This window comes from Streptomyces aurantiaciflavus, from assembly GCF_049808595.1.
Lineage (GTDB): Bacteria > Actinomycetota > Actinomycetes > Streptomycetales > Streptomycetaceae > Streptomyces.
Genome location: NZ_JBNCAQ010000034.1, coordinates 21,011 through 40,094 on the forward strand (window position 1 = coordinate 21,011; position 19,084 = coordinate 40,094).

General features: G+C 71.8%; 17 protein-coding genes and 1 pseudogene. 8 read left to right on the plus strand and 10 right to left on the minus strand.

Translation table 11 applies throughout. The features are described 5' to 3' along the window. Positions 1–134: 134 nt before the first annotated feature. On the plus strand, positions 135–755 hold the full coding sequence (locus ACPT94_RS32470) for a DUF47 domain-containing protein (RefSeq protein WP_187748798.1): 621 nt from the start codon (positions 135–137) through the stop codon (positions 753–755). Between the two features lie 7 nt (positions 756–762). Beyond that, entirely contained in the window at positions 763–1,761 is a 999-nt protein-coding gene (locus ACPT94_RS32475) for an inorganic phosphate transporter (protein ID WP_360344347.1), read from the plus strand. A gap of 1,038 nt (positions 1,762–2,799) precedes the next feature. On the opposite strand, the gene pstB is transcribed toward ACPT94_RS32475, so the two are convergent. The 9 genes and pseudogenes from pstB to ACPT94_RS32520 all read right to left on the minus strand — a co-directional run bounded on the left by pstB (position 2,800) and on the right by ACPT94_RS32520 (position 12,403). Beyond that, positions 2,800–3,576 carry a phosphate ABC transporter ATP-binding protein PstB gene (pstB, locus tag ACPT94_RS32480; RefSeq protein ID WP_360344350.1) on the minus strand — a complete coding sequence of 259 codons (777 nt, stop codon included), beginning with the start codon at positions 3,574–3,576 and terminating at the stop codon, positions 2,800–2,802. A 47-nt stretch (positions 3,577–3,623) separates the two neighbouring features. Beyond that, positions 3,624–4,685 (minus strand): phosphate ABC transporter permease PstA, encoded by a 1,062-nt coding sequence (pstA, locus tag ACPT94_RS32485; RefSeq protein WP_360344353.1) that lies wholly within the window; start codon positions 4,683–4,685, stop codon positions 3,624–3,626. Continuing rightward, positions 4,682–5,698, minus strand: coding sequence for a phosphate ABC transporter permease subunit PstC (gene pstC, locus ACPT94_RS32490; protein WP_360344356.1), 1,017 nt, complete (start codon positions 5,696–5,698; stop codon positions 4,682–4,684). The genes pstA and pstC overlap by 4 nt, the downstream gene beginning before the upstream one ends. 134 nt (positions 5,699–5,832) lie before the next feature. Continuing rightward, positions 5,833–6,963, minus strand: coding sequence for a phosphate ABC transporter substrate-binding protein PstS (gene pstS, locus ACPT94_RS32495; protein WP_360344359.1), 1,131 nt, complete (start codon positions 6,961–6,963; stop codon positions 5,833–5,835). A 232-nt stretch (positions 6,964–7,195) separates the two neighbouring features. Continuing rightward, positions 7,196–7,618 (minus strand): NUDIX hydrolase, encoded by a 423-nt coding sequence (locus tag ACPT94_RS32500; RefSeq protein WP_425247452.1) that lies wholly within the window; start codon positions 7,616–7,618, stop codon positions 7,196–7,198. A gap of 300 nt (positions 7,619–7,918) precedes the next feature. Further along, complete coding sequence (locus tag ACPT94_RS32505) at positions 7,919–9,007, minus strand: CHAD domain-containing protein (RefSeq protein ID WP_425247490.1); 1,089 nt, start codon at positions 9,005–9,007, stop codon at positions 7,919–7,921. 252 nt (positions 9,008–9,259) lie between these two features. Then, positions 9,260–9,595 (minus strand): annotated as a pseudogene (locus tag ACPT94_RS32510) (CHAD domain-containing protein); the annotation flags it as partial. Then, positions 9,576–11,933: an RNA degradosome polyphosphate kinase gene (locus tag ACPT94_RS32515; protein WP_360344365.1), complete on the minus strand. Its 2,358-nt coding sequence runs from the start codon at positions 11,931–11,933 to the stop codon at positions 9,576–9,578. The pseudogene ACPT94_RS32510 and the gene ACPT94_RS32515, both read right to left, overlap by 20 nt. Before the next feature lie 224 nt (positions 11,934–12,157). Beyond that, complete coding sequence (locus tag ACPT94_RS32520) at positions 12,158–12,403, minus strand: hypothetical protein (RefSeq protein WP_360344368.1); 246 nt, start codon at positions 12,401–12,403, stop codon at positions 12,158–12,160. Positions 12,404–12,497: 94 nt separating this feature from the next. On the opposite strand from ACPT94_RS32520, the gene ACPT94_RS32525 reads away from it, so the two are divergent. The 6 genes from ACPT94_RS32525 (at position 12,498) to ACPT94_RS32550 (ending at position 17,631) form a co-directional block, all read left to right on the plus strand. Next, entirely contained in the window at positions 12,498–13,040 is a 543-nt protein-coding gene (locus ACPT94_RS32525; protein WP_189942142.1) for an RNA polymerase sigma factor, read from the plus strand. Next, a complete protein-coding gene (locus ACPT94_RS32530) occupies positions 13,037–13,234 on the plus strand; it encodes a hypothetical protein (RefSeq protein WP_425247453.1) in 198 nt (65 codons plus the stop codon). Before ACPT94_RS32525 ends, ACPT94_RS32530 begins: the two co-directional genes overlap by 4 nt. Then, positions 13,231–14,067: a cupin domain-containing protein gene (locus tag ACPT94_RS32535; RefSeq protein WP_360344374.1), complete on the plus strand. Its 837-nt coding sequence runs from the start codon at positions 13,231–13,233 to the stop codon at positions 14,065–14,067. Before ACPT94_RS32530 ends, ACPT94_RS32535 begins: the two co-directional genes overlap by 4 nt. A 47-nt stretch (positions 14,068–14,114) precedes the next feature. After that, positions 14,115–14,984, plus strand: coding sequence for an ABC transporter ATP-binding protein (locus tag ACPT94_RS32540; protein WP_360344377.1), 870 nt, complete (start codon positions 14,115–14,117; stop codon positions 14,982–14,984). Further along, positions 14,981–16,537 carry an ABC transporter permease gene (locus ACPT94_RS32545; RefSeq protein ID WP_425247455.1) on the plus strand — a complete coding sequence of 519 codons (1,557 nt, stop codon included), beginning with the start codon at positions 14,981–14,983 and terminating at the stop codon, positions 16,535–16,537. Before ACPT94_RS32540 ends, ACPT94_RS32545 begins: the two co-directional genes overlap by 4 nt. A 461-nt stretch (positions 16,538–16,998) precedes the next feature. Then, positions 16,999–17,631: an ABC transporter gene (locus tag ACPT94_RS32550; RefSeq protein WP_360344383.1), complete on the plus strand. Its 633-nt coding sequence runs from the start codon at positions 16,999–17,001 to the stop codon at positions 17,629–17,631. A gap of 192 nt (positions 17,632–17,823) precedes the next feature. On the opposite strand, the gene mshD is transcribed toward ACPT94_RS32550, so the two are convergent. Then, the gene (mshD, locus tag ACPT94_RS32555) at positions 17,824–18,750 is read right to left on the minus strand and encodes a mycothiol synthase (RefSeq protein WP_360344386.1); all 927 of its coding nucleotides are present in this window, start codon (positions 18,748–18,750) and stop codon (positions 17,824–17,826) included. Between the last annotated feature and the right edge of the window lie 334 nt (positions 18,751–19,084).

Below are 19,084 nucleotides of genomic sequence, written 5' to 3' on the forward strand. Positions count from 1 at the left end.
GACTGGACCACCTGGCGGCCCCGCTGCAGGCGGCCGGACCCCATGGGCGACACTGGGGGACGGCCCATTAGCCGTGGCCGGATGATGCGCCTAGCATCAGCCTGACCGAAACCGATGCATTTTGAGGACCCCACGTGCGCTTTCGTCTGACCCCCAGGGAGACGAGCTTCTATGACATGTTCGCCGCGTCCGCGGACAACATCGTCACGGGCTCGAAACTCCTCATGGAACTGCTCGGGGCGGACACCGCCGGCCGGGCCGAGATCGCAGAGCGTATGCGGGCCGCGGAACACGCCGGTGACGACGCCACACACGCGATCTTCCACCAGCTGAACTCCTCGTTCATCACGCCGTTCGACCGTGAGGACATCTACTCCCTGGCCTCGTCCCTCGACGACATCATGGACTTCATGGAGGAGGCCGTCGACCTGGTGGTCCTCTACAACGTCGAGGAACTGCCCAAGGGCGTCGAGCAGCAGATCGAGGTGCTGGCGCGGGCGGCGGAGCTCACGGCCGAGGCCATGCCGAATCTGCGGACGATGGAGAACCTCACCGAGTACTGGATCGAGGTCAACCGGCTGGAGAACCAGGCGGACCAGATCCACCGGAAGCTGCTGGCCCACTTGTTCAACGGCAAGTACGACGCCATCGAGGTGCTGAAGCTCAAGCAGATCGTGGACGTCCTGGAGGAGGCGGCGGACGCGTTCGAGCACGTGGCGAACACGGTGGAGACCATCGCCGTCAAGGAGTCCTGAGCTCTTCATGGACACCTTCGCTCTGGTCGTGACCATCCTGGTCGCGCTCTTCTTCACATACACCAACGGCTTCCACGACTCGGCGAACGCGATCGCCACGTCCGTCTCCACGCGGGCGTTGACACCCCGGGCCGCGCTGCTGATGGCGGCGGTGATGAACCTCGGCGGCGCCTTCCTGGGGTCCGGGGTCGCCAAGACCGTCAGCGAGGGGCTGATTCAGACGCCCGAGGGGTCGAAGGGGATGGGGATCCTCTTCGCCGCGCTGGTCGGGGCGATCACGTGGAATCTCGTCACGTGGTACTTCGGGCTGCCGTCGTCGTCCTCGCACGCCTTGTTCGGGGGCATGGTGGGGGCCGCGCTGGCCGGGGGGACGACCGTGTACTGGCACGGCGTTCTCGAGAAGATCGTCATTCCGATGTTCGTGTCGCCGGTGGTGGGGCTGGTCGTCGGGTACCTGGTGATGACCGCGATTCTGTGGATCTTCCGGCGGGCCAATCCGCACAAGGCCAAGCGGGGGTTCCGGATAGCGCAGACCGTTTCCGCGGCCGGTATGGCTCTTGGGCATGGTCTGCAGGACGCGCAGAAGACCATGGGCATCGTGGTGATGGCGCTGGTCATCGCGGATGTCGAGGACTACGGGGATCCGATCCCGGTGTGGGTGAAGATCGTTTGCGCGGTGATGCTGTCGCTGGGGACGTATGCGGGTGGGTGGCGCATCATGCGGACGTTGGGGCGGAAGATCATTGAGCTGGATCCGCCGCAGGGGTTCGCGGCGGAGACCACTGGGGCGTCGATCATGTTCACGACGGCGTTTCTCTTCAAGGCGCCGATCTCCACGACGCATGTGATCACGTCGGCGATCATGGGGGTTGGGGCGACGAAGCGGATCAATGCCGTGCGGTGGGGGGTTGCCAAGAACATCGTTCTCGGCTGGTTCATTACGATGCCGGCGGCGGCGGTTGTCGCGGCTTGTGCGTTCTGGGTTGTGAAGCTGGCGTTTCTGTAGCGGGGGGTTTGCCCACCCACCCGCCCATCTCGGTTGGGTGAGGAGTCCCCCTCCCTCGGGGCTGCGCCCCGGACCGCCTCGGGGCTGCGCCCCGGACCCCGGCGGGGCTCGCCCCTGCGCCCCGGTTGGTTTGCCCGCCCCGTCTCGGTTGGGTGAGGGGTCCCCTTGTTTTGGGGCTTCGCCCCGGGCTTCGGGCGGGGCTTCGCCCCTGCGCCCCGGGCGTTTGCCCGCCCCGTCTCGGTTGGGTGAGGGGTCCCCTTGTTTTGGGGCTTCGCCCCGGGCTTCGGGCGGGGCTTCGCCCCTGCGCCCCGGGCGTTTGCCCGCCCCGTCTCGGTGGGTGGGAGGTCTCCTTGTCTCGGGGCTTCGCCCCGGGCCGGTTGCCTGCCCGCCCGTTTCAGTTGGGTGAGGAGGCCCCCTGCTTCGGGCTTCCCCGGGTCCGGGCGGGGCTTCGCCACTGTGCCTCGGGTGGTTTGCCCGTCCGCCCGTCTTGGTTGGTGGGGGCCCCTGTCTCGGGCTTCGCCCTGCGCCCCCGCTCCCGCGTTTGTCTCCTGTGCCCCGGGGTGCTTGGCCCGCCCGCCCGTCTCGGTTGGGTGGGGAGTTCCCCTGTCTCGGGCTTCGCCCTGGGGTCTTGGCGGGGCTTTGGCCCTGCGCCCACGCCCCCGCGTTTGGCTCCTGTGCCCGGGGTGGTTTGCCCGCCCGCCCGTCTCGGTTAGGTGGGGGCTCTTCTGTCTCGGGCTTCGCCCCGGGTCCGGGCGGGGCTTTGCCCCTGGGCCCCGGGGGTTGCCCACCCGCCCGTTTCGGTTGGGTGAGGGGGGCCCTGCAGGGGGACTTCGTCCTGGAGGGCCAGGTGCGTTCCCCCGTCGTGAGTCGGTGCTCCGCCCTCCGTCGGCGCCGCGGGCTCACCCCAGCCCCCTCCAGGAAGCCTCCGTTCCACCCCACTCCTCGTCACCACACGGGCCCGCCCCCCGGGAGCCAGGGGGCGGGCCCTTTTGTGTCCTCGCGGTGGCACCGCCATGCAGCACCGCGAGGGGATCGGGGTCAGCCGAAGCGGCCGGAGATGTAGTCCTCCGTGGCCTGGACCGACGGGTTGGAGAAGATGCGCTCGGTCTCGTCGATCTCGATGAGCTTGCCGGGCTGGCCCACTGCCGCGAGGTTGAAGAAGGCCGTGCGGTCGGAGACGCGGGCCGCCTGCTGCATGTTGTGCGTCACGATGACGATCGTGAAGCGCTCCTTCAGCTCGCCGATCAGGTCCTCGATGGCGAGGGTCGAGATCGGGTCGAGGGCGGAGCAGGGCTCGTCCATGAGGAGGACCTTGGGCTCCACCGCGATCGCCCTCGCGATGCACAGGCGCTGCTGCTGGCCGCCGGACAGGCCGGAACCCGGCTTGTTCAGGCGGTCCTTCACCTCGTTCCAGAGGTTCGCGCCCTTGAGGGACTTCTCCACGACGTCCTGCAGTTCGGACTTCTTGAAGTTGCCGTTCAGGCGCAGGCCCGCCGCCACGTTGTCGAAGATCGACATCGTGGGGAACGGGTTCGGGCGCTGGAAGACCATGCCGACCTCGCGGCGGACGGACACCGGGTCGATGCCGTGGCCGTAGAGGTCCTCGTCGTCCAGCAGTACCTTGCCCTCGACGCGGCCGCCGGGGGTCACCTCGTGCATGCGGTTCAGGGTGCGCAGGAACGTCGACTTGCCGCAGCCGGACGGGCCGATGAACGCCGTCACCGAGCGCGGCTCGACCGTCATCGAGATGTCCTCGATCGCCTTGTGGGAGCCGTAGTAGGCGGTCAGTCCGCTTACGTCGATTCGCTTGGCCATGTTTACGTCACTTCCAGAATTCAGATCGGTCGCTGTGTGGCCGCGCGCTAGCGACCGGTCTTCGGGGCCTTCCAGCGGGCGATGCCGCGGGCCAGCAGATTGAGGATCATCACGAAGGCGATCAGCGTGAGCGACGCCGCCCAGGCACGGTCGTAGGCCGCCTGCGAACCGGCGCTCTGCGCGTACTGCTGGTAGATGTACAGCGGCAGGGACGCCTGCGCGCCCTCGAAGGGGTTCGCGTTGATGAACGGGTTGCCGAAGACGAGGAGCAGGACAGGAGCGGTCTCGCCGGCGATGCGGGCCACCGAGAGCATGACGCCCGTGATGATGCCGCCGATCGAGGTCGGGACGACCACCTTCAGGATCGTGCGCCACTTCGGGACACCGAGCGCCAGGGAGGCCTCGCGCAGCTCGTTCGGGACGAGCTTGAGCATCTCCTCCGTGGAGCGGACGACCACCGGCATCATCAGGATCGCCAGGGCCAGCGAGCCCGCGAAGCCGAAGGGCTGCATGTCGAACATCAGCATGAGGCTGAGGATGAACAGGCCCGCGACGATCGAGGGGATGCCTGTCATGACGTCCACGAAGAACGTGACCGCCCTGGCCAGGTTGCCTCGGCCGTACTCCACCAGGTAGATCGCCGTCAGGATGCCGATCGGGGCGCCGATCACGGTGGCGAGTCCGACCTGCTCCAGGCTGCCGAGGATGGCGTGGTAGATGCCGCCGCCCGGCTCGGAGTCGGCGACGACGCCCATGGAGTGGGTCAGGAAGTAGCCGTCGAGGACCTTCACGCCTCGCTGGACGGTCGCCCAGATGAGGGAGGCGAGCGGGATGACGGCCAGGAGGAAGGCGACCCAGACCAGGGCCGTGGCGATGCGGTCCTTGGCCTGGCGGCGGCCCTCGACGCGGGCGGCGATGCCGTAGGTGGCCAGGAGGAAGAGGAGGCCGGCGATCAGGCCCCACTGGACGCGGCTGTCGAGGCCCGTGCCGAGGCCGATCGCGACGGCCGCGGCGATGGAGCCGGCCAGGATGGCCCAGGGGGTCCACTTGGGCAGGCTGGCGCCGCGCAGGGTGCTGGGGCGCTTGTCGGTGACGACGGCGTTGCTCATGCGTTGGCCCCCGAGTACTCCTTGCGGCGGGCGATGATCGCGCGGGCCGCGCCGTTGACCAGCAGGGTGATGACGAACAGGACCAGACCGGAGGCGATGAGCGCGTCGCGGCCGAACTCCGTCGCCTCGTTGAACTTGCTGGCGATGTTCTGGGCGAAGGTGCCGCCGCCGGGGTTCAGGAGGCTGGCGTGGATGTCGAAGTCGGGAGACAGCACGGTGGCCACCGCCATCGTCTCGCCGAGTGCGCGGCCGAGGCCGAGCATCGATGCCGAGATCACGCCGGAGCGGCCGAAGGGCAGGACCGCCATGCGGACCACTTCCCAGCGGGTGGCGCCCAGCGCCAGGGCCGCCTCCTCGTGCATCTGCGGGACCTGGCGGAAGACCTCACGGCTGACGTTGGTGATGATCGGAAGGATCATGATGGCGAGGAGGACGCCGACCGTCAGCATCGAGCGCGGGGCACCCCCGTCCCAGGAGAAGATCCCGGTCCAGCCGAGGTAGTTGTCCAGCCAGCCGAACAGGCCGTCCATGTGCGGTACGAGGATCAGGGCGCCCCAGAGGCCGTACACGATGGACGGCACGGCGGCGAGCAGGTCGATCACGTACGCGATGGGGCCGCTGAGGCGGCGCGGGGCGTAGTGCGTGAGGAACAGGGCGATGGCGACGGCGATCGGGACCGCGATGGCCATGGCGATGATCGAGGAGACGACCGTGCCGAAGGCGAGGACGGCGATGCCGAACTTCGGCGGGACGAGGTTGGTGTTCCACTCGAACGCGGTGAGGAAGTTCGCCTCGTCCTTGCTGATGGCGAGCGTCGCGCGGTAGGTGAGGAAGACCGCGATCGCGGCCATGATCACCAGCAGCAGGATGCCCGACCCGCGGGAGAGACCGAGGAAGATCCGGTCACCGGGTCGGGTGGCGGCGCGGGCGGCGCGCTTCTGCTCGGCCGGGGTCGGCAGAGCCGGGGGAGGGGCTTCGTCTGTGTTCTGTGACTTCTTCGTCGATATGTCCATGGGTTCTCCGGTCTGCGGAGCCGCTCGTGGCTGGGCGGCTCGGGCGGGGCCGGTCGTGCGGGCGGCCCCTGGCGGCGGTGCACCGGACGGTGCGGTCCGGGCCGGGTCGCCCCGGCGCGGACCGCACCTTCAGATCAGCTCAGGCCCTCGATGGTGGTGCGGACCTTGGAGATGATGGCGTCGGGGATCGGCGCGTAGTTGATGCCCGAGAGGATGCTCTGGCCCTCCTCGCTGGCGGTGTAGCGCAGGAACGCCTTGGTGGCGGGCAGGCTGTCGGCCTTGTTGCCCTTGTCGCAGACGATCTCGTACGTCACCAGGGTGATCGGGTAGGCACCCTCGGCCTTGGTGGAGTAGTTGATCTTCAGCGCCAGGTCCTGGCCGGTGCCGACGACCTTGGCGTCCGCGATGGCCTTGGTGGCGCCGTCGGAGGAGGCCTTGACCGGGGCGGAGGCGCCGGTGTTGATGGCGACCGTGCCCAGACCGTCCTTGGCGTACGACAGCTCCATGTAGCCGATGGCGCCGTTGGTCTGCTTCACGCCCTGGGCGACACCGGAGGAGCCGGCCGCGGCCTGGCCACCCTTGGCCTGCCAGGCCTTGCCGCCCTCGTACGGCCAGTCGGCCTTGGCGGTGGCGATCAGGTACTTGGTGAAGTTGTCCGTGGTGCCGGACTCGTCCGAGCGGTGGTACGGCTGGATCTTGAGGTCGGGAAGCTTCGCGCCGGGGTTGAGCTTCGCGATCGCGGAGTCGTTCCACTTGGTGATCTTGCCGTTGAAGATCTTGGCGATCGTCGGGGCGTCCAGGACGAGGTTGTCCACGCCGGAAAGGTTGTAGGCGACGGCGATCGGGCCGCCGACCATCGGCAGGTCGATGCCCTGGCCGCCGGAGCAGACCTGCTTGGAGGCGGTGACGTCTTCGGGCTTCAGCGCGGAGTCGGAGCCCGCGAAGGCGACCTGGCCCTGGGTGAACGCGGTGACACCGGCGCCGGAGCCGGAGCCCTTGTAGTTGACCTGGACGCTCTTGCAGGCCTGCGTGAAGTTCTTGACCCAGGCGTCGATCGCGTTCTTCTGCGCGGAGGAGCCGTCGGCGAGCAGCTGGCCCTTGGCGTCGTCGCACTTGATGGAGCCGGCCGCGGCGGTCGCGGAGGAGGTGCTGTCGCCGCTGCCCGAACCGGTGTCGTCGGAGCCGCACGCCGTGAGGGCCAGGGCGCCGGAGACGGCGAGAGCACCGAGGGTGAGGGCCCGCCGGTTCATGCGCTGAAGCTTCACTTGAGGGAGATCCTTCCAGGAGCCGCCGTCCTGAATCCGGCGGCGTGCGAAGACTGGGCGGCGCGGACACGTCCAGCAGGTCGCACCCCGCACCGGGTAAGGCTGAAATTAGGCAGAACAGGTGAAGGCACCGGCGGGCGCAAATGAACGGAGGGTGAACCCCTGTGGACGGTGCGGTTAGGTCACGGAAGGCTCACATTGAGGACACGGGACGATTCCGGACCGATCCGGCCTATGTCAGGTGGAGAGCGGCCAACAGGGCGTCCACGAGCGTGCGGTCCCTCGGCTGCGTGAGACGGTTTCGGGCGGCCGTCGGGGACAGCCACAGAATGCGGTCCACCTCGTCGTTCGACGCGAACGCGCCGTCGACGGCCTCGGCCGCCCAGTAGTGGACCTCCTTGGGGCGGCCCTGCGCGAGGTAGCGGAGCGTAGGCAACCGCGCGCCCGGACGGGCGGTGTAGCCCGTCTCCTCCGCCACCTCGCGCACGGCGCCGGCCTGCGCGTCCTCGCCGCGCTTCAGCTTGCCCTTCGGATGTGACCAGTCGTCGTACTTCGGCCGGTGGACCAGGCATACCTCCAGCTCACCTCCGATCGGTGAGCGGCGCCACAGGACACAGCCTGCAGCCTGGACGGGGGTGTCGTTCGGAGAACTCACCGGGTCACCGCCTCCTGGGTCGTCTACGAGGGCTGGTGGTCTGCTGGTCCGCGTACGACGTGCTGGGTCCCGCGTACCGCGTGCGGCGTGCGACGTGCGGTGCGTCGGGTCTGTCGACGGGTGGGGGGCCGACGGCTCGGGCTCACGACGGCGGGGTCCTGTTCGCTGCGTCCTGTTCGGAGGGGTCCTGTTCGGCGCGGGGTCCTGCGGCGGTGGTGTCCTGCGGCGGTGGTGTCCTGTGGCGGTTGGGGCTGTCTCCGGCGGGGTCTTGTGGGCGGCTGGGTCGTACGACGGCCGGCACTAGGAGGTGCCGCTGCCGACGGTCTGCTTCTGCCACGAGCGCTGGAAGGCGTACCGGGCCGCCTCCACCTCGTGCCGCTGGTCCGCGTGCAGCACGCCGAGCGCGTACGCCGTCGCCGGGGCGATGCGCGGCGTACGGGCCGCCTGGGCCGCGGCGGCCGCCGCCTCCGAGGCGTCCCGGTGCCGGTCGAGGGCCTGCCCGGCGGAGACCAGCCGTACGCCGAGCGGGGCGTCGCCGCCGTACAGGACCTCCAGGGCGTAGCGGTGCAGCCGCAGCAGGAGGCGGACCTGGTGCCAGGGCGCGTCCTGCGGGTGCGGGGACGGATCCGGGGACAGGCCGTGGACCAACGCCTCCGCGTTGTACGGGTGCCCCGCGGTGACCAGGGGCAGCGCGGACACGGCGTCCGTGAGGCGCTCCTCGGCCGCGGCCGCGAGGGGGCGGAGGTCGGTGGTGGCGGCGGTGGGGGTCAGGGGCACTTCGCTGGCCAGTACGGCGACCTTGTCCGCGACGGCGTGGAAGCGGGAGGAGCCCAGCGCCTGGAGGGCGGTCGAGTGGGCTCGGGTACGGGCGAGGGTGAGCTGACGGTCGAGCAGGGCGCCCGCCTTCGCCGCGCCCACGGTGAGGTTGCCGCGGTCCGGGGTGGCGGGATGGGTGGGGCTTCCGGCGTTGCCGGAGGCCGCCTTCTTCGCGACGGGAGCCGCTCCGGTGGCACGGCTGCCGACGGCTACCGAGGCGTCGGCGCGCGCGGTGGAGCCGGTGCTCGCGGCGGCGGAGGTACGGGGGCGCGCGGCGGAGCCGGTGCGCCCGCCTGCGACGGCGCCCGCCCCGGCGCCCACGGGATCGTGGGCGCCGCCCGGGATTGCGGACGCGCCGCCCGGGCTTGCGGAGGTGCTGCTGTCCGTGCCGGTTGTGGAGGCGATGCCCGTGCCCGTGCCCGTCGCGGAGCCGGGGTGCCCGTGGCCGGCGGTGTCGGCTCCCGTGCTCGTGGGAGCGCCGGTGGCGGTGCCGGTGCTTGCGGAGGTGTTGGTGCCCGTGTCCGCCGGGGCTCCGGCGAGCGTGCCCGCGGCGGCACTCGTTCCCGTGCTCACGGGCACGCCGGCGTCCGTGCTGACGGGGTTGGCGCTGCTCGCGTCCGCTGTGGCTCCGCCGCGAGCGGTGCCGGCGCCCACGCTCGCGGCGGCGGCGGCGGCCGTGCCCGCTGAAGGGCCGCCCGCCGTGGAGCCGCCGCGTGCGGCTGTGGTCGTACCGGCGCCCTTGGAGGTGGCGCCGGCCGGCTGGGCCGGTACCGCCGTCGCGCCCGACAGGCGGTGCAGGGCCAGCAGGAGGCGTTCCAGGCGGGCCTCGCAGGCGTGTTCCAGGGCGAGGGTGCCGGAGAGCCAGGCCAGTTCGGGGCGGATCTCCTCGGACCAGTCGGGGTCGAGGAGGGGCCGGAAGGTGTGCAGGCTGCCGCTGATGCGGCGGGCCGAGCGGCGCAGGGCGCGCGCCGCGTCGACGGTTTCCACGGCGCCGCCCGCCGAACCGTTCGGCGTACCACCGCCCGTTTCCCGGTGCAGGCGCAGGGCGCGGAGGAACTCCGTGGCCTGCGCCCGGAGGTAGGCCGCGAGGGCCTCCCCGGTCACCGGCAGGGCGGCGGGCCCGGCCGTGGTGTCCGTCAGGTCATGGTGTCGCTGTGCCACGCCGGCGCCTCCGGGCGTCTATGAGCATCTCCTGGACGTTGCGCAGGGGCTGGCCGTCCCCGTCGGTGGCGTGCCGGGTCCACTCGCCGTCCGGGCCGAGGTGCCAGGAGGCGGTGGTGTCCGACATGCCGGTCTCCAGCAGCCGGTTCAGGGCTGCGCGGTGGGCCGGGTCGGTGACCCTGACCATGGCCTCGATACGGCGGTCGAGGTTGCGGTGCATCATGTCCGCGCTGCCGATCCACACCTCGGGCTCGCCGCCGTTGCCGAAGGCGAACACACGGGAGTGCTCGAGGAAGCGGCCGAGGATCGAGCGGACGCTGATGTTCTCCGACAGTCCGGGCACGCCCGGGCGCACCGCGCAGATGCCGCGCACCCAGATGTCGACGGGGACGCCGGCCTGGGACGCCCGGTAGAGGGCGTCGATGACGGCCTCGTCCACCATCGAGTTGACCTTGACGCGGACGTAGGCGGGACGTCCGGCACGGTGGTGCTGGACCTCCTTGTTGATCCGCGAGACGAGGCCGTCGCGCAGGGACTTGGGGGCGACCAGCAGCCGGCGGTAGGTCTCGCGGCGGGAGTAGCCGGAGAGCCGGTTGAAGAGGTCGGAGAGGTCCGCGCCGACCTGCGGGTCGGCCGTCAGCAGGCCGAGGTCCTCGTAGAGGCGGGCCGTCTTCGGGTGGTAGTTGCCGGTGCCGACGTGGCTGTAACGCCGGAGCGTCTCGCCCTCCTGCCGGACCACCAGGGACAGCTTGCAGTGGGTCTTCAGGCCGACGAGCCCGTAGACCACGTGGCAGCCGGCCTCCTCCAGCTTGCGGGCCCACTTGATGTTGGCGTGCTCGTCGAAGCGGGCCTTGATCTCGACCAGGACGAGGACCTGCTTGCCGGACTCGGCGGCGTCGATGAGGGCGTCCACGATCGGGGAGTCGCCGGAGGTCCGGTACAGGGTCTGCTTGATCGCGAGGACGTCCGGGTCGGCGGCCGCCTGCTCCAGGAAGGCCTGCACGGAGGTGGAGAAGCTGTCGTACGGGTGGTGCAGCAGCACGTCCCGGTTGCGCAGGGCGCCGAAGATGTCGGGCGGGGTCGCGGACTCGACCTCGGCGAGGTCGCGGTGGGTGCCGGCGATGAACTTCGGGTACTTCAGCTCGGGCCGGTCGAGGCTGTGGATGCGGAAGAGGCCCGTGAGGTCCAGGGGGCCGGGGAGCGGGTAGACCTCCGCCTCGGAGATCTTCAGCTCGCGCACCAGCAGGTCGAGGACCTTGCGATCGATCGACTCCTCCACCTCGAGGCGCACCGGCGGCCCGAAGCGGCGCCGCATGAGTTCCTTCTCCAGGGCCTGGAGCAGGTTCTCGGCGTCGTCCTCCTCGACCTCCAGGTCCTCGTTGCGGGTGAGGCGGAAGGCGTGGTGCTCCAGCACCTCCATGCCCGGGAACAGCTCCTCCAGGTGGGCGCCGATGACGTCCTCGACGGGGACGTAGCGACCCGGGGAGGCCTCCAGGAAGCGGGACAGCAGCGGCGGCACCTTGACGCGCGCGAAGTGGTCGTGACCGCTCACCGGGTTGCGGACGACGACCGCGAGGTTGAGCGAGAGACCCGAGATGTACGGGAAGGGGTGCGCCGGGTCGACCGCGAGGGGGGTCAGGACCGGGAAGATCTGGTGCCGGAACAGCGTGAAGAGCCGGGCCTGCTCCTTCTCGGTCAGCTCGCTCCAGCGGACCAGGTGGATGTCCTCCTCCGCGAGCGCGGGGGCGACGTCCTCGTGGTAGCAGGCGGCGTGCCGGGCCATGAGCTCGCGGGAGCGGGCCCAGATCATCTCCAGCACCTCACGGGGCTGGAGACCGGAGGCGGAGCGGGTGGCGACCCCGGTGGCGATACGGCGCTTCAGACCGGCCACCCGGACCATGAAGAACTCGTCGAGGTTGCTGGCGAAGATCGCGAGGAAGTTCGCCCGCTCCAGCAGGGGCGTGTTCGGGTCCTCGGCCAGCTCCAGGACGCGCTCGTTGAACGCGAGCCAGCTGCGCTCCCGGTCGAGGAAACGACCCTGCGGCAGTTGTACCCCGTCGACCTGCGACTCCTCGTACGCGTCGAGGTCGGCGTCGAGGTCGGGTTCCAGGTCGGAGACCGCGGCGGCCACGGTGTGCGGGCGGTGCGCGGCTATGGAGCCCACGGAGGGCTGCGCGTGCTTGACCATTTCCTGGGTGTCTTGCTGGCTCATGAACCCATTCTTCCGCGTCGGCAGCATTACAGGCGCGTCGGAAAGTGCGGGCGGGAGCACGGCGGCAGTCCCGTCGGGGCGATTCCCCTCGGGGGGCGGCGAAGGCTCGGGCACGGCGGGGTTCATTGACCGAGCGTCGCAAGTTCGTCTGAACCGACGGTTACGGGGACATGGCGTGCGGGATATCGGGGAGCGGCTCGCGGGGGTGCGGGGCGCTCGCGGGGCCCTGGGGGCGGAGGGGGCGCGGACCGAGGCGCGTCCGGATCGTACGTCCCCCCGGGCGGAGAGGACGCACGACGTGGCAGGACGTGCGGGAACGTACGAGGTGAGGGACGTACGGCGGGCCGTGCTCAGGCCGCGCGGCCGCGCCGCCGGGGACCGGGGCGGCCGCGGACCCGGGCACCGTGCATCAGCAGCCAGGCGCGTCCGGGCTCGGCGGCCTCCCCGGAGCGCGGTTGCCACCATGGGGTGTCGGTCGTGAGGGTCTGCTGGGAGCGGGGCAGGGGCCAGGCGTCCCGGGGGCAGCGGCGGGGCTCCCGGGACAGGAGGCAGGCGTCCCCGGGCGGCTGCGGGGCGTCACGGAGCCGGAAAACCACTGGTCAGAGGATATCTGGGACACGTCGGCCGGCTGAGGAAAAAATCGTGGGCCGAACCGTGAACCGATCGGCGGGGCTCGTCCGATGAGGGGGTGTGAGCGAAACGAGAAGCGACGGGGAGCTGCTGCGGGCCATCGCGGCAGACGGGGACCGTCATGCCTTCGAGGAGCTGTACCGGCGATACGCGCCGTGGCTGACCGCGCGCATGCGCAGCCGCTGTGCCGACGCCGGGATAGTCGACGACGTCGTCCAGGAGACGTTCCTCGCGGTGTGGCGGGGCAGCGCCCGTTATCGCGAGGAGGGCGATGTGGCCGGCTGGCTGTGGCGCATCGGCGCGCGGCGGCTGGTCGACGCGGTGCGCGGCGACGGGGCGCGCGGTCGCCTGCGTCAGGCGCTGGCCCGGCTGCGCCATCGCGACGAGGCCTCGGCGGAGGACCGCGTGCTCGCGGGGGTGGAGCACGGGGACCTCGCCGGGGCCCTCACCCGCCTCTCCCCGGAGCTGCGGGCGGTCCTCCAGGCCACCGTCATCGACGGGCTCACCACCCGGGAGGCGGCCGCTCTGCTCGGCATCCCGCCGGGCACGGTCAAGACGCGGGCCCAACGCGCCCGCAAGCAACTGCGGGAGGCGCTGGCATGAGGCGGTATGTGGGGGAGGGACGCGAGGTCGGCCCCGCCGTTGAGGGGCGCAGATTCGACGGGCCGCCGTGTGCGGGCGAGGAGCGCCTGCGGGGCGGGGCGGATGCGGGAGTCGCCGGCGTGACGCGGCTCGGCGACGGACAGGGTCTGCGCGTGGGTGCGGAGGCCGGGCGGCTGAAGGAGACGCTGGCATGACGTGGCACGTGGCAGAAGACGACCTGCGGGCCTACGCGCAGGGCGAGTTGGCGCCGCCGCTGCTGTGGTCCGCCGACACCCACCTCACGGGGTGCGCGCAGTGCCGGGACAGGCTCGCGGGCGCGGTCGACCCGGTCGCGCTGGACGCGGGCTGGGAGCGGCTGGACGCCGAGCTGGACGCGCCGCGGCCGGGTGTGTTCGAGCGGCTTCTGGTGCGGGTCGGCGTGACCGACCACACCGCGCGGCTGCTGACGGCGACCCCGGTGCTGCGCCGCTCCTGGCTGCTGGCCGTGATCTCCCTGCTGTTCACGACGGTCCTCGCGGTCCACTTGGCGGACCGGCCCGTCCTGTTCCTCGCCCTCGCCCCGCTGCTCCCGCTCGCCGGAGTCGCCCTCTCCTACGGGCCCGCCGTGGACCCGACGCACGAGATGGCCGTCGTCGCCCCGATGCACGGCTTCCGGCTGCTGATGATCCGCACGGTCGCGGTGCTGACCGCGGGCCTGGCGTTCAACGGCCTGGCGACCCTCGCCCTGCCGGAGTACGGGCTGCTGGCCCTGACCTGGCTGCTGCCCGCGCTCGCCCTCACCGCGACCGGCCTCGCACTGACCCCCCGGCTGGGCCCGACCCTCGCGCCCGCCCTGGTCGGCGGCGCCTGGCTGGCGCTGCTGGCGGTGGCGCGCATGCACACCGAGGGCACGCTCGCCCCGTTCACGGCGGGCGGACAGTCGGCCGCGGCTGCCCTCGCCGCCCTCGCCGCCGTGCTGCTCTACCAGACCCGTGACCGCTTCGACGCCCGTCCCGTGGGCGGCTTCGCGGACGGAGGCGCCGTATGACACCGCCTCCCGCCCCCGCCCGTCGACCGGACTTCCAGGAGCCCCGCATGACCACCGAGCCCGCCACCGTGACGGCCACCGATCTGTCCCTGCGCTACGGCGGCACCCACGCCCTCGACGGCGTCTCACTGCGGCTGACCGGGGGCGTCACCGGCCTGCTCGGCCCCAACGGCGCGGGAAAGACGACCCTGTTGCGCGTGCTGGCCACGGCCGTGCCGCCCGACCGGGGCGAGTTCACCGTCCTGGGCCACGACCCCGGCACGGCGGCCGGCCGCCTGGCCGTGCGCCGCGGCCTCGGCTACCTGCCCCAGACCCCCGGCTTCCACCCGGACTTCACGGCCTTCGACTTCGTCGACTACGTGGCGATCCTCAAGGAGCTGACCGACCGCGGCGCCCGGCACCGCGAGGTGCGGCGCGTGCTGGAGGCCGTCGATCTCTCGGACGTGCGCGGCAAGCGCATCAAGCGGCTGTCCGGCGGTATGCGGCAGCGCGTCGCCCTGGCCGCCGCGCTCGTCGGCGACCCCGGCTTCCTCGTCCTGGACGAGCCGACGGTCGGCCTGGACCCGGAACAGCGCATGCGTTTCCGGGAACTGATCGCCGAGGCCGGTCAGGGCCGCACGGTCCTGCTGTCCACCCACCAGACGGAGGACGTGGCGATGCTCTGCCACCGGGTCGTCGTCCTCGCCCACGGCCGCGTCCGCTTCGAGGGCACCCCCGCCGAGCTGACCGCCCGCGCGGCCGGCCGGGTCTGGAGCAGCACGGAACGCGACCCGGCAGCGCTCGCCGGCTGGCGCACCGGCTCGGGCACCTTCCGCAACATCGGCGACCCCCCGGAGGGCGCCGACCTCCTCGAGCCCACCCTGGAGGACGGCTATCTGCTCGCCCTCGACAGCGAGAGCAGGACGGTGACGGCATGACCACCACGATCACGCCCCCCAGCGACCCGGCCGCCACACTCCCCGAGCCCCCGCGCCCGGTCCGCCGCACCGGCGCCGTCCTCGCCCTGGCCCGCTTCGAGGTCCGCGAACTCCTGCTGCAGATCCCGGTGCTGGTCTTCCTCGCCCTCTACGTCGTTCAGGTCGTCGCGCGGCTGACGCGCCAGGAGGGCATGGACGACTACCCCGTCCTCCACATGGTCGACCGCGGCACCCAGACGGACCCCCTCCTGCTCGCCATCGCCGTGCTCGTCTGCACCAACGCGGCCGCGCTGCGCTCGCGCAAGCACGGCACCGTCCAGCAGTTCGACGTCCTCCCCCTGGAACCCTGGCGGCGCACCCTCGCCCATCTCCTCTCCGTGGTGCCGTTCGCGGCGCTCACGGCGGTCGTCGTCGCGGCCACGTTCACCCGGGAGGCGCTCAAGCCCGGCGCGATCGGCCACGGCTCGCTCGGCGAGCTGGCCGTGGGCCCCCTGACCGTCCTGCTGGCCGGCGTCACGGGCGTTCTGCTGGCCCGGCTGCTGCCCTCCTCCTTCGTCCCCATGCTGTTCGTCGTCGCGACGTACCTGGTCATCGTGATCGCGTCGGCGGTCGGCGCCGGGGGCGGGTGGGTGAGCCGGCTCTCCCCGATCCAGTTCTCCGGCATCTCCACCGGCGACGAGCCGGTCCCCTCCGAACTGCTCGGCCGCCCGGCCGACTGGCACGCGCTCTACCTGGTGGGCCTGTGCGCCCTGCTGATGTGCGCGGCGACACTGCTCGCCGGTGGCCGCACCCGGCTGCTCAAGGCGGCGACCGCGCTCTCCCTCGCGGCCACCGTGGCCGGCGTGGTCGGCCAGGTCCCGCGCGACGCGGACGCCCTGGAGGCGGCTCGAAAGACGGCCTCCACGACACCGCAGAAGGTCCAGTCGTGCAGGACGTACGGCGGTGGTTCGACGTACTGCGCCTTCCCCGAATGGGACGGCGTGCGTGACGACTGGGCCCGGGTCGTCGACCGCGTGCAGTCCGCGGCCGGGGGCACCGCCGCCAAGACCCGTCTGACGGTGCGCCAACGCGTCGACACCAGCGGCGGCCTGGAGTCTGACACCTCGTTGACCCCCTCCACCACTCCTGGCCAGGTCACAGTCGGCACCCGCTGGGGCGGCAACCGCGTCCCCGAGTTCGCGGTCGGCGTCGCCACGGTCCTGGTGACAGGCACGGAGGACACATCCCAGGACATGTGCGACGACGCCAGGCCGGTGACGATCATGTGGCTGGTCCTGAGCACCGACCCCACCCCGATGGCCACCTTCCCCAGCCTCCGCCTGGACGACAGCATCAGCGGCCCCGGACAGATCCTGGCCCCGACGAACGGCCTGTCCCTGACGACCCAGCAGACAACGGTGATCCGTGAACTGCTGACCCGCCCCCACACGGACGTCACCGCCCAGGTCAAGGCCCACTGGACGGAGCTGACCTCCCCGGCGACATCGACTGCGGAGGCGGCGAAGCTGCTGGACGTCGCGGTGCCGAAGGGAGAGGCATCGTGCGAGGAGTAGAGGAGGGCATGACGGAGGGAGGCGCGTTGGGGCGGCTGGGGGTTGTTCGGTCGGGGCGGTTCGGTGGGGGTGGTGAGGCCGGCAGGGACGGTGGTGTCGGCCGCGGTGGTGGGTCAGGTGGAAGTGACGGTGCCGGCTGGAGTGGTGGGGGTGGCGGAGCCGGCCAAGGCGGAAGTGCCGGTGGTGGCTCGGGTGGTGGGGCCGACGGAGGCGGCGGAACCAGCCGGGGCGGTGGCCCAGGCGGGAATCACGGTGTGGGGTGGGCCGACAGGGCTGGCAGAAGCGGCGGAGCCGACTGGACCGGTGGGCCGGCCGGAAGCGGCGGTGCCGACCGGACCGGTGGATCGGTAGGGAACGGCGGTGGTGGGTCGGCCGGAAGGGGCGGTGTTCGCCGGGGCGGTGGATCCGGTGAGCCCGCCGAGCCGGGGCGGCCCGACCTGCGGGTGCTTCTCAGCCCCGCCTTGCTCCGGTCGCTCGTCCCGCCGGTCTGGCAGTCGCTCCCCTGGCGGGCGCTGGCCGTGGCGGGCGGGCTGGGGCTGCTGCTCGCTGCGGCGGCACGGTTGCCCGAGCAGGGACCGGGGCAGGGGCCGGGGCTGTTCCTCCTGCGGCTCGCCGCGCTGACCGGCGCCCTGGGCCTGGCCTTCCTCCTCGACGACCCCGCTCGGAACACGACCGAGACGACCCCGCTCGGCCGTCCGCTCCGCGCCGGCCTGCGTGTGCTGCTCGTCGCGCCGCTCGCGGTGCTGTGGTGGACGACGGCCCTCCTGCTCATACCCGGCCCGACCCGCCCGCCCCTGGGCCCGGCCACCCTGGAGGCAGCGGCCATCGCTGCGGCCGCCCTGGCCCTCGCGACCGCCGCCGTCCGCTTCACGGACGCGGCGGAAGTGGGGAAGGGGACGGCGATCTGGCTCGGCGTCACGGCGGCGGCGGTGACGCTGGTTCCGGAGCGGTGGGGACTGTCGGCGGTGCCGGGGGAGCCGTGGTGGGAGGCGACGCAGGTGAGATGGGCGGTGGTACTGGGGGTGACGTCGGCGGCGACGGCGCTGTACACCCCGGAGCCGTTGCGACGCCGGTCGGTGCGTTTGCGCTCGTAGGGCGTGTGAGGTCGAGGGGCGACGACTGCGCATCCGCGCGGAGCCGGGGAGGCTCGGGAGACTGGGGACGAGCCTCCTGGCGGGGCACGCAAAGTCGACCCGTGGGGCGTGCGAGGGCACGGGCGACCGTCCCGAGCCCTCGCGCCGGTGCCGGCAAAGACGCCTCACCTGAACCCGACGTTCAAGGAACCCTCACGTCTCCGTCCGGTACATCAAGTCCGTCTCGTACGTGACGAACCCGAGCCGCTCGTACACCGACACCGCCGACTTGTTGTCGGCGTCGACATACAGCATCGCCGTAGGCATCCCCTGCCCCGCGAGATGCCGGAGGCCGATCGTGGTGAGGGACTTGCCGAGGCCACCGCCCTGGGCGCCGGGGGCGACGCCGAGGACGTACACCTCGCCGAGTCGTTCCTCGGCGTGGACCTTGGTCCAGTGGAAGCCGACGAGTTCGCCGCCGCGGAAGGCGAGGAAGAAGCCGGCGGGGTCGAACCAGGGCTCGGCCTTGCGGTCGTCGAGGTCGCGCTGGGTGAGGGAGCCCTGCTCGGGGTGGTGGGCGAAGGCGGCGGCGTTGACGGCGAGCCAGGCGCCGTCGTCCTGGCCGGGGACGAAGGTCCGGACGGTCAACCCCGCGGGCAGCACCGGCTGGGGCAGGTCGAGGTCGGTCAACGACCGTCGCATCTGACGCAGTTCACGGAACAGCGTCAACCCCAGGACCTGCGCCAGATGCCGGGCGGCGGAGTGACCGCCGTGGGCCCAGACCCGCAGCCGCTTGCCGGAGAAGGCGAGGAGGGCGGAACCGAGCGCACGGCCGTGTCCGTGCCCGCGGTGCGCCGGGTGGACGACGAGTTCCGCGGCCGGCGCCTCGACGGGGTCGGTGTCCTCCAGCTGGGCGTAGCCGACGAGTTCGCCGCCCACGGTGAGCAGCAGATGGGAGACGCCCTCGCGAGGGCCCCCGCGCAGTTGCAGCCGGCCCTGTTCGGACACCGCCTGCTGGCCGTCGTTCCGGGCGGCGTCCGCGAGCAGTTCGAGGACGGCCTCGGTCTGTTCGGGGGAGAGCGCGGAGTAGGTCTCGATGGATCGGGAGCCGTGGGTCCGTGCGGTGTCGTCGCTGGTCATGCGTACGAGGGTAAGGGGCGGGCCCCGCAAAGTGGCGGCACCGGAGCAGGCCGGGAAGCCGCCGGTGAACACACCGTGCAGCACGCCGGCAAGGACGCCGTGAGCAACCGGTGAGCCAACCCGTCAGCAGACCCGTAAGCCAACCGGTCAGCAAACCCGTAAGCCAACCGGTGAGCCAACGGGGAAGCCCACCGCGCAGGCGCCACCCGCGCGCACCCCCGCAGGGCAGGCGAAACGCAAAGGTGAGGGCAAGGCGACGGCAAAGGGAAACCAGGATGTAACCATGAACCCCCTGTCGCGCTACGCGCGTTGACTCTAGGCTGCCGCCCGACGG